We start from the raw sequence: 13,152 nt of genomic DNA, 5'->3' as shown, positions 1-13,152 counted from the left end.
GCCCGTGTTGCGCCGGATGAGTGGCGCTTACGCGGTGGTGCTGATGCTGGTCTGGCTCACCGAGACCGAAATGCTCACCGTGGTCTGGCTGGCCACGACGGTGCCGCCGCTGCCGTCGCTGCTGCCATCGCCACCTTGCTGGTTGCCGTTCTTGACCTGGTCGATGAAGTCCTTCAGCGACTTCTGTACCAGCGAATAGGTCTTGTCGATATTGCTGGCGATATCGCCATTGAGCGCACCCAGGCTGTCGAGGATGCCGCGTGCTTCCGAGAAGCCCTGGTCCACACCCTTGAAGATCTGGTTCATGTAGTCGTCGATATTGCTGCTGTCGGACTTGTCGGGGTTGTTTTGCTTGAACAGTTGGAACATGTTGGTGATGAAGGAGACGATGCGTCCGGCCGTGCCTTCGGGGGAGTTGTCCTGCGCTGCCGGTGTGGTGGCGGGTGTGGTGCCGCTGCTGTCCGAGATGCCCAGTGTTTCGCTGATGTTGGCGATGGCGCTCTTGTAGACCAGCGACAGCGGATCGTTCTGCGCATTGAGCGAGACCTGCAGCGAGGCTTGCAGGATCGAGACGTTGAGCTGTGCCTGCGAGCCACTGGCGGTGAGCAGGTTGGCTTGCTGGGCGCTGGCGATCTTGTCGCTGTTGGCGGCGCTGGTGCCGGTGCTGTTGCTCGACAGCGTATTGGCATCCGTGGAGGCGCTGCTGCTCAGGGGATAGATGGACGTGCTGTCCAGGTTGCTGGTGTTGCCGATGGCCATGACGGTCTCCTGTGGAAAGGGGATCCGGGCTAAGGGGGAGAGTCGGATCCGCTGGAGTGGTGAGTTGTCGGAAGAACAGCGCCACTCCATTCCTGCATAACGGCGCGTGCGAAGCCGACTTGATATTGACAGAAATTTACATCTGTCAGTTTCCTCGCCACACATCGCGGCGGGTTCGCATTGCCTCTTTGTAATGCCTGGCAAAGCCAATATGGGTAAGGGATTGCGGGCAGCGGAACGACGTGTTCCGTGAGCGTACGAATGAAAAAAATATTGAGAAAAAATGTAACGAGATGTGCGGGAGGTGCCGATGAGCTCACTTCGTTTGCAGTGGGGCAACGCTGTGACGTGTATCCGAGCGCATCGATGAGCTTGCGGAAAACGCGACGTATCGATACGTCGCGTTCAGTGCGGGGCGGGTGTTAGTCCACAGGATGAGCGGACTAAAGCTGCGAGCGGCACGGACTAAATTTTTATAACGTTCATTCCATCACGAACAGGCGCCGGTGCTCGCGGATGGCGTAGCGGTCGGTCATGCCGGCGATGTAGTCGGCCACCTTGCGGGCCTGCTTGTCCAGGCGCAGCGCTTCATCGGCGATGCCCTTGACCTGGTAATCCGGTGGCAGCAGGTTGGGTTGCTCGATGAAGGCCTGGAACATCTCGGCGATGATGCGGCGTGCCTTGGCGGTCATGCGATTGACCTGATAGTGACGGTAGAGCTTCTCACGCAGGAATTTCTTCAGCACCGCAGCCTGCTCGGCCATGTTATCGGAGAAGGAGATCAACTGCGGGGCATTGCGCACGTCATCGATATGGCGCGGCGCGATCTCGGCGATGTGTGCACGCGAGGTCTGGATGAGGTCGACGATGAGGGCATTGATCATGCGCCGCACCGTCTCGTGGATCACGCGGCGGCCGGTGATGCCGGGGTAGGCCTGTTCCACTTCGCGCAGGTGGCGGGCGAAGAAGTCGACCTCGCTCATCAGCTCCATGGTCAACAGGCCCGAGCGCAGGCCATCGTCGATGTCGTGGTTGTTGTAGGCGATCTCGTCGGCCAGGTTGGCCAGTTGCGCTTCCAGCGAGGGCTGCCGCTTCTCCAGGAAGCGCAGGCCGATATCGCCCAGCTGGCGGGCATTGTGCAGCGAGCAGTGCTTGAGGATGCCTTCGCGGGTCTCGAAGCTGAGGTTCAGGCCATCGAAGGCGCCGTAGTGCTGTTCCAGCTCATCGACCACGCGCAGGCTCTGCAGGTTGTGCTCGAAGCCGCCGTGGTGCTTCATGCAGTGGTTCAGCTCGTCCTGGCCGGCATGGCCGAAGGGCGTGTGGCCGAGGTCGTGGGCCAGCGAGATGGCTTCCACCAGGTCTTCGTTGAGTTGCAGGTTGCGCGCGCAGGAGCGGGCGATCTGCGCCACTTCGATGCTGTGGGTGAGGCGGGTGCGGAAGAGGTCGCCCTCGTGGTTCACGAAGACCTGGGTCTTGTATTCGAGGCGGCGAAAGGCGGTGGAGTGGACGATGCGGTCGCGGTCGCGCTGGAATTCGCTGCGTGAGCCGGGAGGTGTTTCACTGAAGCGCCGGCCCCGCGAGCTTGCCGGGTTGGCGGCGTAGGGGGCGAGATAGGGCGGCGCTTCAGGATGCATGTCACTCTCCGGTGGAGGCCGCCAGGGTCTGCAATAGCAAGTCCTGCGGCGCATTGGTGATCAGGGGGCTGCCTAGCGGTTTGATCAGGATGAACTTGATCTGGCCGCCTTCGTTCTTCTTGTCCACTTCCATCAGTTCCAGCCAGCGCTCGGTGCCAAGATCCGGCGCCCGGGTGGGCAGGCCGGCGGCCTCGGTGACGACGCGGATGCGTTCGCGCGTGGCGGCGTCGATGTAGCCCAGGCGATGCGACAGGTCGGCCGCCATCACCATGCCGCAGCCGACGGCTTCGCCATGCAGCCATTCACCGTAGCCCAGGCCATTCTCGATAGCGTGGCCGAAGGTGTGGCCGAAGTTGAGGATGGCGCGCAGGCCGCCTTCGCGTTCGTCCTGGCGGACCACGTCGGCCTTGATTTCGCAGGAGCGCTGGATGGCGTAGGCCAGGGCGGCGTCATCCTTGGCGACCAGTAGCTCGACGTTGGCTTCGATCCAGTCGAAGAAGGGCGCATCGATGATGGCGCCGTGCTTGATCACTTCGGCGATACCGGCCGAGAGTTCGCGCGCGGGCAGCGTATGCAGGGTGGCGGTGTCGGCGATGACTGCCTGCGGCTGGTAGAAGGCGCCGATCATGTTCTTGCCCAGCGGGTGGTTGATGCCGGTCTTGCCACCGACCGACGAATCCACCTGCGACAGCAGCGTGGTGGGCACCTGCACGAAGGGCACGCCACGCATGTAGGAAGCGGCGGCAAATCCGGTCAGGTCGCCGATCACGCCGCCACCCAGGGCGACCAGGGTGGTCTTGCGGTCGCACTTGTCGGCCAGCAGGCGATCGAAGATCGTCATCAGGCTGGCCCAGTTCTTTTCTTCCTCGCCATCGGGCAGCACGATCTCGGTGACCTGCTTGCCGGCCTCGCGCAGGGTACGGCTGACCTTCTCCAGATACAGCGGGCCGACCTTGTCGTTGGTGACGATGGCCACGCGCTTGCCGGCCACGTAACGCGGCAGCAGGCTGGCATCGTCCAGCAGGCCGCGGCCGATGTGGATGGGATAGCTGCGCTCGCCCAGGTCGACGTTGAGGGTGATGGGGGCGACGGTGCTGCTGGCGGTGCCGGCAGGGAGGGAGGTGGTCTGGTTCATGCTGCCAACAATGGAGGGGGCGGCGCCGTGGGCGCCTTCGATGATCAGGGTGGAATGGCCGGTGGCCAGCACCGTGGTGCCGTCCATGGCGCGTGCCAGGGTGGTGCTGCTGGTGTCCAGGACGAGGGTGTCGTCAGCGTCCGGCAGCGGCAGCCAGGCCTCTTCCTTGGACGAGAGTTCCAGGTGGCTGATGATGGTCTGCACCAGGAACTGCACGTTGGGCCGATTGGTTTCGACCACGAAGTCGGCCACGTCGCGGTACAGCGGGTCGCGCTGGCGCGAGAGTTCTTCCAGCTTGCGGCGCGGGTCGGCGGTCTGCAGCAGCGGGCGGTTCTTGTCGCGCCCGGTGCGCTGGAGGATCTGGTTGATGCTGGCGCGCAGGTAGACGACGGTGCCGCCCTTCTTGAGGTTTTCGCGATTCTCGGCGCGCAGGATGGCGCCACCGCCGGTGGCCAGCACGATATCGGGTTGGGCCGAGAGCTCGCGGATGACTTCGGCTTCGCGGCGGCGGAAATTCTCCTCGCCCTCGATCTCGAAGATCACCGGGATGGTCGCGCCGGTACGCGCTTCGATCTCGTGGTCCGAATCGACGAAACGCTTGTTGAGCTTCTTGGCCAGGGCCCGGCCTATGGTGGTCTTGCCGGCTCCCATCAGGCCGACGAGGAAGATGCTTCCAGTCATATCAAACTAAGAATCCTGCGCTGCTGGCAAATGTCTGGTGGTGCTGCGCGTCTGTCGCCGCAGTCACCCGGGCGCCCCGCGGGCGTCGTCCGGATCGGCGCGCCGGCGGGGTTGCCGCCCGGCAGCGCAGGCCTGGAACTGGGATTTTACCGTTCTTGCCCCGCCACCGGGGAAAAAATCCCGGTCCGGCGCCGTAAAAGTCAATATGGGCGCGGCGGGACGACGATGCGCGGTGTCAGGAAGATCAGCAATTCGGTCTTTTCGCGGCGGCTGCTGCGCTGGCGGAACAGCGCGCCCAGCAGCGGGATCTCGCCCAGCAGCGGCACCCGGGTCTCATGCGCCTGGTCGGCCTGGGTATAGATGCCGCCAATGACCACCGTGCCGCCATCCTCGACCTGGACCTTGGTCTTGATGTGCTTGGTATTGATCGCCAGGCCGCCGGGCGTGGCGCTGCCACGGCTGTCCTTGTTGACGTCGACATCCAGGATCACGTTGCCATCGGGGGTGATCTGGGGCGTGACTTCCAGCTTCAGGTTGGCTTTCTTGAAGGCCGTGGTGGTGACGCCATTGCCGGCGGATTGCTGGTAGGGAATTTCTTCGCCCTGCTCGATCAGGGCGGCCTGCTGGTCGGCCGTGACCAGGCGCGGGCTGGAGACGATCTTGCCGCGACCGTCGGCTTCCAGCGCCGACAGCTCGACATTGAGAAAACGTTGCGCGGCGGCATTGAACAGGGTGAAGGCGAAGCTGCCCGGGAGCTTGCCGCCGGCGGCATCGGCGCGCAGGTCCAGTGCCGGTTCGCGCAGGTAAAGCCCGGGTACGGGGGCGGTCTGGCCGCTCAGCTCGCCCACGCCGGCATAGCTGTTGCCGATGGCCGCACCCCGGCTCAAGGCCGACAGGCCCAGCTTGACGCCGAGGTTGCGGGCGAAGCCGTCGTCGGCCTCGACGATGCGTGCCTCGATCAATACCTGGCGCGCGGCCACGTCGATGCGTTCGATCAGCTTGCGCACGTTGGCCAGCGCCGCCAGGGTATCGGTGACCAGCAACTGGTTGGTGTGGCTGTCGATCATGGCGCTGCCGCGCCGTGACAGCAGGGTATTGCGCCGTCCGGGCTGGGTGGTGCCGTCCTCGCCGATGCCCAGCGCCCGGCGCAGCGTGTCGGCGCGCTGGTAGTTGAGCTGGAAGCTCTCGGCGTGCAGCGCTTCCAGGTCAGCGATCTGGGCCTTCTGTTCCAGTTCCTGCCGTTCACGTGCCAGCATTTCCTCGCGTGGGGCGACCCACAGTACCTCGCCGTGGCGCCGCATCTCCAGGCCGCGCGCCTGCAGGATCAGGTCCAGCGCCTGGTCCCAGGGGACGTCCTTGAGCCGCAGGCTCAACTGGCCACCCACGCTATCGCTGGCGATGATGTTTGCGCCCGTGAAGTCGGCCAGTACCTGCAGCGCGGTGCGGACCTCGATGTTCTGGACATTCAGCGAGAGCTTCTTGCCGCTGTATGCCTTGTCGGCCCCGCCTGCCTGCGCTGGCGGTGCGGCGCTCAGTACATCAATGACGAGCCGGCGGCCCTGCTGGTGCGCCAGGTAGCGCCACGGCCCCTGCGCCTCGATTACCAGCCGTACGCCATCGTCGTGGGGCAGGGCCGTGTGGTAGCGCACCGGGGTGCCGAATCCAGCCACCTCCACACGCCGCCGCAGGGCGACCGGCAAGCTGGCGCCACCGATGTCGGCGATGAGGCGCTGGCCCAGCTGGCGCAACTGGACCGGGTGATCGGCGGAGGCCAGTTCCAGCGTCAGCCGGCCTTCTCCGGCCGGACCACGGTGGAAGTCGATCTGGCCGATGGCCGCCGGATCCTCGTCAGCACGCGGCGCCAGCGCCAGCAGCAGGCGCTCGCCCTGTACCTGCAGGCGATGCGTGACCGGCTGCTTGAGTCGCAGCAGCACGCGCAGGCGTTCGCCGTCCCCGGCCAGGGTGACCTGCCTGAGCAGGCCGCTGGCGGCCAGGCGGCGGGGCAGGTGGGCAGCAGGCGTGACCTCGGGCAGGTCCAGCACCAGTTGCAGCGGATCGATCAGGGTAAAGGTGTTGACGCGGGCGGCATCGATGGGCTGGGTCAGGCGCAGCTCCAGCGTGGCAGCGTCCTGGTGATAGTGGATGTCCAGCGCATGCAGGCGGGTGTCGCTGGCAGCGCAGGCAGGCTGTGGCACGGCCAGTAGCACCAGTAGCGCCAGTCCGGCAAGCGATGCGGGCCACGGCGCGCTCATGCCCTTGCCCCCGGCCGGGTCAGGCGACGCTTGCCCTGGCGTGACGGTAGCGATGATGGGGCCGGTGCCGGTGCCGATACTGGCGTCGGATCGATCGTGATGGTGCGGGTGGTGGCGCCATCGCTGATGTCAATGGCATCGTCGCTGACGGCCACGACCTTGCCCAATCCAGCCGGCAGCGTATCGCCCCGGCCCACGCGGTAGGTGGTGCCGGCAATCTCCACCAGCGCCTGTTGCAGATCGTCTTGCCGCAGGCTCCCCAGCATGCGCAGGGCGGGGCGCGGCGGGGCTGCATCCGCGGCATCTGCTGCATCGGCGGCGCCTGGCTCCGTGTCGCCGGATCGGGGACGCGGGCGCTGTGATGCGGATGCGTCGGGTGGCATGGCGTCCGGCTGGTGCAGGCCGAAGGGATCCTGGAGCGATGCCGTGGGAGGTGCTTCCGCTTCTGTTGCAGTGGCTGCCGGCGGGAGCGGGTCTGGCGGCACACGAGCGGCCTGGCGGCGGGCATCGTCCAGCCAGGTGAGGGTCGCCGCCACTTCGTCCGGATGGTCGGCGACCAGGGCGCGGGCAGGCAGGGCCAGCAGGCAGGCGATGACGAGCGGCAGGGCGGGTCGTAAGAGAGGTAAGAGAGTCATGGGGAGCGCTCCTTTTCTTGCGGGTCGGGTCGTGTCGGGGCGGTGACGATGGTGGTCATCAGCAGGCTGCGGTCGCCGGGGCGTTCGCTGATGCGCAGTTCCAGGCTGTCGATGAGGACGGGGAGGGGTGGGGCGGTGACCAACTCGACCAGGCGCAACAGGCCGCTATAGGGGCCGCGCAGGCTGAGGCTGGCCGAGGGCTTGCCGGCATGGGGTTTGAACGATTCCAGCGTCAGGCCGCATTCGGCAGCACGGCGCATCAGTTTCGTGTGCAGCAGGCCGTTGCTGGCGGCGGCGGATGGCCACAGTTGCTCTTCCTGTGTCGCCAATTGCACCTCCAGTGCCGTCTTGTGCACGCGCAGCGTACCCACGCGGTTGGCCTGGGCCAGCGCAGCCCGGAATTGCGTGCGCAGTTCCTGTTGTCGCTGGCGGGCGGCGTGGCGGCTGTCTTCCTGCTCCTGCACGGCCAGCAGCAGGCCGCCGACGGCGCAGAGCAGGGCGCACGCCAGCATCAGGACGAGGCGCGCCGGCAGCGGCCAGTGGGCGGGATGGATGGCCAGGGCGCGCAGGCTCATCGGCGGGTTTCCGTCGCTGTCGGTGGCAGCGGGATGGTGAGGCTGAAGGCATAGCCGCCCGTGGCATCCGGCTGCTGGTCGGCGTGCAGATCATGCAGGGTGGCGCCCTCCAGCCCGGCCCCGGACAGCGCGCCGGCATAGTCCTGGATAGCCTGCATGGTGGGGGCCTGTCCGGACAGGTCGGCACGCCCATCCTGCAGGCTGATGCGCTGCAGGCGCATCCCGGTGTCGCTTGCCGTGGCCACGCCGCGCAACAGCTGGGCGGCCTGGGCACGTTGCTGCGCCAGTTGCCGCAGGGCGGTGTTGCGCTTTTCCAGCCGCTCGATATCGGCACGCAGCGCGGTGCTGGCCTGGACCTGTGGCGCCAGCGCCCGGACTTGCCCGTCCAGCAGGGTGCTGGCGGCGAGCAGGTCGCGCGTGTGCAGGTGCAGGCGCAGAGCCAGGAGGCCGGCCGACAGGCTGCCCAGCAGTGTCGCCGTGGCCAGCCAGCCGTAGAAGAGCCGTTCACGCGCACGGCGGCGCCGGCCTGGCGCATGGAGGAAGTCGATGGGTGTCGTCATGCCAGCCCCCGTGCCGCCAGCGCCAGGGCCAGATGAAAGCCGCTCAGGGCGCTGGGGGTGGTGTCGCCGCTAGCGGTGGCCAGGACCAGGCTGGCGGGTAGCCGGGCTGGTGCCGCCGTCAGGCTGGTGTAGCGGTGGAAGAGGCGGGGAAGGTCGTCCAGCCCGGGCTGGTCGCCGGTCAGCAGCAGCTGATGCGTCCGCTGGTGCAGTAGCGGCGCCAGTTCGGCCAGCAGGGCCAGGGCCGCGTCGGCACGGCTCTTGCCCACGGCGGCCGCGGGACAGTGCAAGGGCTGGCTGGCGCCGGTGCCCTGGATCAGCCAGCGGCTGCCGCTGTCGAGCCGCAGCACGGCAGCGGCGCGGGTCGGCCGGTCCTGGCGCAGGAAGTCGCGCAGGCAGAGATCCTCCGGGGGGAGCGCGGCCAGGGGCATCTGCAGGGCCTCGGCCAGCGCCAGCCGGTCTTCGATGGCCAGCGTAGGGGCGGCCAGGGCCAGCACCTGTACGTCACCCGGCGAACCTGGTTGGGGGCCCTGGAGCTGGTAGTCGAGTTCGTATTCTTCGGCAGCCAGGCCATGGGCCGCCATCTCGGCGCGCACCTGGGATAGCCGTTGCACGGCGTTCGAACCGGCCGGCAGGACCAGCTGGCGATGCGTCAGGCTGGCCGCGGGAATGGCCAGCACCAGTGTCGCATCCCGGCAGGCCGGAGCGGCCAGCAGGGCGCGGCAGTGGCTGGCCAGTGCATCGATGTCGCTGAAATGGTCGCGTCCCGCGCCCGGCGACGGCAGCCTGCGCGTGGCCAGCTGCAGCACCTGCCGCCGTCCGCCACGGCGTCGCAGCAGGGCCAGGCGCAGGCTATCGCGGCCGATGTCGAGGCCGGCGCACAGGGACGCCGGGCGCAAGCCTAGGGGAAGGGATAGCCGCACCATGCCGCTCACCTCATGCCAGGGAAGGAGCATGGATTGTCAGACGCACAAGCCGGTGCGGGAATAGTCAAAACTTGAGGAAGACCGGCCAATTCGCCGCCGCCGGCCACCCGGACGCAAGCGCGGCCAGGAACCCTGTCCCATCGGGTTTGGTCTATTTGCAACACCGGGCCGCGCGGCCTGCAGGGGGGAGCCGCTATAATGCGGGCTTGTTTCTTCCAATCCGGCTACGGCCTGCTTTAACGCATATCTCGAATGTCTTCACCTTCCAACGGCGACGATCCCAAGAAGCCCGCATCGGCGCCCAACACTGCGGCCCAGCCGGCGGCCGATGAGCCCACCGGCAAGCCACCGCGCAAGCGCATGCACTGGTCCCTGCGTCTCCTGCTAGGCGTGTTCGGCACCGTATTCGGCCTGGCCGTGATGGCGGCGCTGGGCGTGACCTTCATCGTCGCGCTGACCTATCCCAAGCTGCCCGACCTCGATACCCTGACCGACTACCGTCCCAAGATCCCGCTGCGCATCTTCTCGGCCGATGGCGTGCTGATCGGCGAATTCGGCGAAGAGCGTCGCAACCTGGTGCACTTCAAGGACATCCCCGAGATCATGAAGAAGGCCGTGCTGGCCATCGAGGATGACCGCTTCTACGAACACGGCGGCGTCGATTACCAGGGCATCGCCCGGGCGACCTTCTCCAACCTCTCCGGCGGCGGCGGCGGGGCCTCCACCATCACGCAGCAGGTGGCGCGCAACTTCTTCCTGACCAGCAACGAACCGACCTTCCTGCAGAAGGCGGTGCGCAAGTTCTTCTACGAGATCCCGCTGGCCTGGAAGATCGAGAACAACCTGACCAAGGACCAGATCCTCGAGGTCTACATGAATCAGATCTATCTGGGACAACGTGCCTATGGCTTCGCCTCGGCCGCCCAGATCTATTTCGGCAAGCAGCTCAAGGATCTCACCATCGCCGAGGCCGCCATGCTGGCCGGCCTGCCCAAGGCGCCGTCGGCCTACAACCCGGTGGTCAATCCCAAGCGCGCCCATGCCCGTCAGCAATACATCCTACTGCGCATGCGCCAGCTTGGATATATCACTGAAGTGCAGTATCAGGCAGCCAAAGATGAACAACTGCGCGTCAAGGGTGATAGTTCGGCCTTCGGCATGCACGCCGAATATGTCGCCGAGATGGCGCGCCAGCTGGTCTACAGCCAGTACAAGGACGAGACCTATACGCGTGGCCTGAACGTCTTCACCACCATCACCAAGACCGACCAGGATGCGGCTTACATCGCCCTGCGTCGCGGCATCATCGATTACGAGCGCCGCCACGGCTATCGCGGTCCCGAGGGTTACATGGACCTGCCGGAAAACACCAGCCGCGAAGTCCTGGAGGATGCCGTGGAGGTGGAGCTGGCCGACCATCCCGATAGCGATGACATGGTCTCGGCCGTGGTGCTGGAAGCCAAGCCCAAGGAAATCACCGCCATGCTCGCCACCGGCGAAGAGATCAGCATCTCCGGTGCCGGCCTGGGCTTCGGCGCCAACCTGCTCTCGGACAAGGCACCGCCGCAGAAGAAGATCCGCCGTGGTGCCATCATCCGGGTGTTCCAGGATGGCAGCAACTGGATCATCACCCAGATGCCGGAGGTGGAATCGGCCTTCGTCTCGGTCAATTCGCAGGATGGTGCGATCCGCTCGCTGGTGGGTGGTTTCGATTTCAATCGCAACAAGTTCAACCACGTCACGCAGGCCTGGCGTCAGCCGGGCTCGTCCTTCAAGCCCTTCATCTATTCGTCTTCGCTGGAAAAGGGTCTGTCGCCGGCCACCATCATCAATGATGCGCCGCTGACCTTCACCCAGACCGGTGGCCAGGTCTGGCAGCCGAAGAACTACGGCGGCAAGTTCGAGGGACCGATCTCGATGCGGCGTGCCTTGCAGAAGTCGATCAACCTGGTCTCCATCCGTATCCTGGAGCGGGTCGGCGTCAAGTACGCGCAGGAATACATCACCCGCTTCGGCTTCGATGCCGACAAGAACCCGCCCTACCTGACCCTGGCGCTGGGCGCAGGCAATGTCACGCCGCTGCAGATGGTGGGTGCGTATTCGGTGTTCGCCAATGGCGGCTACAAGATCAATCCCTTCCTGATCACCAAGGTCACCGACAGCGACGGAACGGTGCTGTCCCAGGCCAAGCCGGCCACGGCCAGCGATGAATCCAATCGCGTCATCGATGCACGCAACGCCTTCATCATGGACAGCATGCTGCGTGATGTGGTGCGCCATGGCACGGCGGTCAAGGCACTGTCCCTGAAGCGGACCGACCTGGCCGGCAAGACCGGTACCACCAACGATTCCATGGATGCCTGGTTCGCCGGCTACCAGCCCGGCCTGACGGCGATTGCCTGGATCGGTTACGACCAGCCCAAGAGCCTGGGCGATCGCGAAACCGGTGGCGGCCTGGCCCTGCCGGTGTGGATCAGCTACATGTCCAAGGCGCTCAAGGATGTGCCCAACGTGGATCGCACGGTGCCGGATGGCGTGATCGAGACCGGTGGCGAGTACTACTACGCCGAGTACCCGCCCACTGCCATGGTGCGCGACCTGGGCATGGGTGATCGTGGCGGTATGACGCCGGAAGAAGAAAAGGCCAAGACGCAGATGAAGAACGAATTGTTCTGACGTTGCAGTTGTGCAGGCGGGTGGATGTAAATTATTTATATTGTTTATTCGCCTGCGCCGCGCCAATGAAAAAACCGCCTGTTGCGAGACAGGCGGTTTTTTTTATCACTGTGCGCGCACGAGTGGCATCAGTCCTTGCCAGCGACGTAGTGGCTGATGCGGCGCATGGCCAGCATGGTGAGCACCTCGTCCTGCTCCACACCATAGTCGCTCAGCTTGACGATGACAGTGCGCGTGGCGGGATTGACGTAGATGTACTGGCCGAATACCCCGATGGCCGAGTAATCCCGGTCGGCCGCGTTGCCGGGCGGGATCCACCAGCCATCGCGATAGTCGAGGATGGTGCCGTTGTTGACCGGCAGGCGCGGTTCGGCGGCCCAGGCGGTACTGACGATCTGGCGCTCGCCGATGCGGCCTTCGTTGAGATAGAGCAAGCCCAGCCGGGCAAAGTCACGGGCGGTGGTGTTGATGCAGCAGAAGGCTTTTTCCACGCCATGCTGCTTGCTGTCCACGCTCCAGCTGGCATCCTGTTCCATACCCAGCGGTTCCCACAATTGCGCCTGCGCGTAGTCGGCCAGGTGCATGCCGGTGGCGCGGGCCAGCACGCGCGAGAGCACCAGGGTATCGACGCTGCGGTACTCGTAGCGCGATCCCGGGGCGAAGCGCAGGCCATGACGGCGGGCCACGAAGGCATGCAGGTCGGTGCTGACGAACATGCGCACCACCGGCGAGGTCAATGAGCCTTCGTAGTTTTCTTCCACATCGATGCCCGAGCGCATGTCCAGCAACTGGCCGATGGTGATGGCGGCATAGGCGGGATCGATCTCGTCGCTCTTGAGATAGGTGCCGATCGGCTCCTGCAGCGACTTGATCTTGCCCTGTGCCAGTGCCACGCCGGTCAGCGCCGAGACGAAGGACTTGGCCACCGAGAAGGAGGTGAAGCGCGAGTTGGCATCGTAGCCATCGATATAGCGTTCGTAGACCACCCGTCCATCCTGCACCACCAGGAAGGCATGGGCCGAGGTGGTCTTGAGGAAATCGATCACCGGCAGGCTGCCGCCATCCTTCCAGGGAACGCTGATATCGAGCGGCCGCAATGCGGTGGGCAAGGGCTGCGGGTGCGAGGAGCGGCGAATCGGACTGTTGTCGAATACCCGGTAGCTCTGGCTGCGCGGCGTCAGGTCGAATTGCAGGTCGACCAGCGCCGGCAGGCTGGGGAGGTCGGCGACGCGCCGGCCGATTTCGGCGGCGGCCAGCAAGAGTAGCAGCGCGGCGGCGCTCCGGGCGACTAGCTGGGAGGTTCTGGCGTTGGGCATGGGGCT

10 protein-coding genes are annotated in these 13,152 nt (G+C 65.6%); 1 reads left to right on the top strand and 9 read right to left on the bottom strand.

Features of this window, described 5'->3' with window-relative positions:
* Nucleotides 1-27 precede the first annotated feature (27 nt).
* From ACIPHN_RS17785 to pilM, 8 genes are all read right to left on the bottom strand, one after another.
* Nucleotides 28-759: a DUF5610 domain-containing protein gene (locus ACIPHN_RS17785; protein ID WP_400438117.1), complete on the bottom strand. Its 732-nt coding sequence runs from the start codon at nucleotides 757-759 to the stop codon at nucleotides 28-30.
* A gap of 482 nt (nucleotides 760-1,241) precedes the next feature.
* Nucleotides 1,242-2,393, bottom strand: a complete 1,152-nt coding sequence (locus ACIPHN_RS17780) for a deoxyguanosinetriphosphate triphosphohydrolase (RefSeq protein ID WP_400438116.1) — start codon at nucleotides 2,391-2,393, stop codon at nucleotides 1,242-1,244.
* Nucleotide 2,394: 1 nt separating this feature from the next.
* The gene (gene aroB, locus ACIPHN_RS17775) at nucleotides 2,395-4,209 is read right to left on the bottom strand and encodes a 3-dehydroquinate synthase (RefSeq protein WP_400438114.1); all 1,815 of its coding nucleotides are present in this window, start codon (nucleotides 4,207-4,209) and stop codon (nucleotides 2,395-2,397) included.
* Between the two features lie 200 nt (nucleotides 4,210-4,409).
* A complete protein-coding gene (gene pilQ / locus ACIPHN_RS17770; RefSeq protein ID WP_400438112.1) occupies nucleotides 4,410-6,461 on the bottom strand; it encodes a type IV pilus secretin PilQ in 2,052 nt (683 codons plus the stop codon).
* Nucleotides 6,458-7,096: a pilus assembly protein PilP gene (locus tag ACIPHN_RS17765; RefSeq protein ID WP_400438110.1), complete on the bottom strand. Its 639-nt coding sequence runs from the start codon at nucleotides 7,094-7,096 to the stop codon at nucleotides 6,458-6,460. The genes pilQ and ACIPHN_RS17765 overlap by 4 nt, the downstream gene beginning before the upstream one ends.
* Nucleotides 7,093-7,671 (bottom strand): type 4a pilus biogenesis protein PilO, encoded by a 579-nt coding sequence (locus ACIPHN_RS17760; protein ID WP_400438108.1) that lies wholly within the window; start codon nucleotides 7,669-7,671, stop codon nucleotides 7,093-7,095. Before ACIPHN_RS17760 ends, ACIPHN_RS17765 begins: the two co-directional genes overlap by 4 nt.
* A complete protein-coding gene (locus ACIPHN_RS17755; protein ID WP_400438106.1) occupies nucleotides 7,668-8,231 on the bottom strand; it encodes a pilus assembly protein in 564 nt (187 codons plus the stop codon). The genes ACIPHN_RS17760 and ACIPHN_RS17755 overlap by 4 nt, the downstream gene beginning before the upstream one ends.
* Nucleotides 8,228-9,184 carry a pilus assembly protein PilM gene (gene pilM / locus ACIPHN_RS17750; protein WP_400438104.1) on the bottom strand — a complete coding sequence of 319 codons (957 nt, stop codon included), beginning with the start codon at nucleotides 9,182-9,184 and terminating at the stop codon, nucleotides 8,228-8,230. Before pilM ends, ACIPHN_RS17755 begins: the two co-directional genes overlap by 4 nt.
* 222 nt (nucleotides 9,185-9,406) lie before the next feature.
* On the opposite strand from pilM, the gene ACIPHN_RS17745 reads away from it, so the two are divergent.
* Nucleotides 9,407-11,830 (top strand): penicillin-binding protein 1A, encoded by a 2,424-nt coding sequence (locus ACIPHN_RS17745; RefSeq protein ID WP_400438102.1) that lies wholly within the window; start codon nucleotides 9,407-9,409, stop codon nucleotides 11,828-11,830.
* 128 nt (nucleotides 11,831-11,958) lie between these two features.
* Here the strand turns inward: ACIPHN_RS17745 and ACIPHN_RS17740 are convergent, their stop codons facing one another.
* Nucleotides 11,959-13,146: a serine hydrolase domain-containing protein gene (locus tag ACIPHN_RS17740; protein WP_400438100.1), complete on the bottom strand. Its 1,188-nt coding sequence runs from the start codon at nucleotides 13,144-13,146 to the stop codon at nucleotides 11,959-11,961.
* Nucleotides 13,147-13,152 lie beyond the last annotated feature (6 nt).

Source organism: Herbaspirillum sp. NPDC087042 (assembly GCF_044745245.1).
Lineage (GTDB): Bacteria > Pseudomonadota > Gammaproteobacteria > Burkholderiales > Burkholderiaceae_D > Herbaspirillum.
The sequence above is the reverse complement of the archived record's forward strand: the minus strand, read 5'-3'. Positions and strand labels throughout refer to the sequence as shown.

Coding starts and splice junctions, on each gene's coding strand:
- pilQ (WP_400438112.1), bottom strand. CDS start 6,461: ATGAGCGCGCCGTGGCCCGCATCGCTTGCCGGACTGGCGCTACTGGTG.
- pilM (WP_400438104.1), bottom strand. CDS start 9,184: ATGCTCCTTCCCTGGCATGAGGTGAGCGGCATGGTGCGGCTATCCCTT.
- aroB (WP_400438114.1), bottom strand. CDS start 4,209: ATGACTGGAAGCATCTTCCTCGTCGGCCTGATGGGAGCCGGCAAGACC.
- ACIPHN_RS17755 (WP_400438106.1), bottom strand. CDS start 8,231: ATGACGACACCCATCGACTTCCTCCATGCGCCAGGCCGGCGCCGCCGT.
- ACIPHN_RS17765 (WP_400438110.1), bottom strand. CDS start 7,096: ATGACTCTCTTACCTCTCTTACGACCCGCCCTGCCGCTCGTCATCGCC.
- ACIPHN_RS17780 (WP_400438116.1), bottom strand. CDS start 2,393: ATGCATCCTGAAGCGCCGCCCTATCTCGCCCCCTACGCCGCCAACCCG.
- ACIPHN_RS17745 (WP_400438102.1), top strand. CDS start 9,407: ATGTCTTCACCTTCCAACGGCGACGATCCCAAGAAGCCCGCATCGGCG.
- ACIPHN_RS17760 (WP_400438108.1), bottom strand. CDS start 7,671: ATGAGCCTGCGCGCCCTGGCCATCCATCCCGCCCACTGGCCGCTGCCG.
- ACIPHN_RS17740 (WP_400438100.1), bottom strand. CDS start 13,146: ATGCCCAACGCCAGAACCTCCCAGCTAGTCGCCCGGAGCGCCGCCGCG.
- ACIPHN_RS17785 (WP_400438117.1), bottom strand. CDS start 759: ATGGCCATCGGCAACACCAGCAACCTGGACAGCACGTCCATCTATCCC.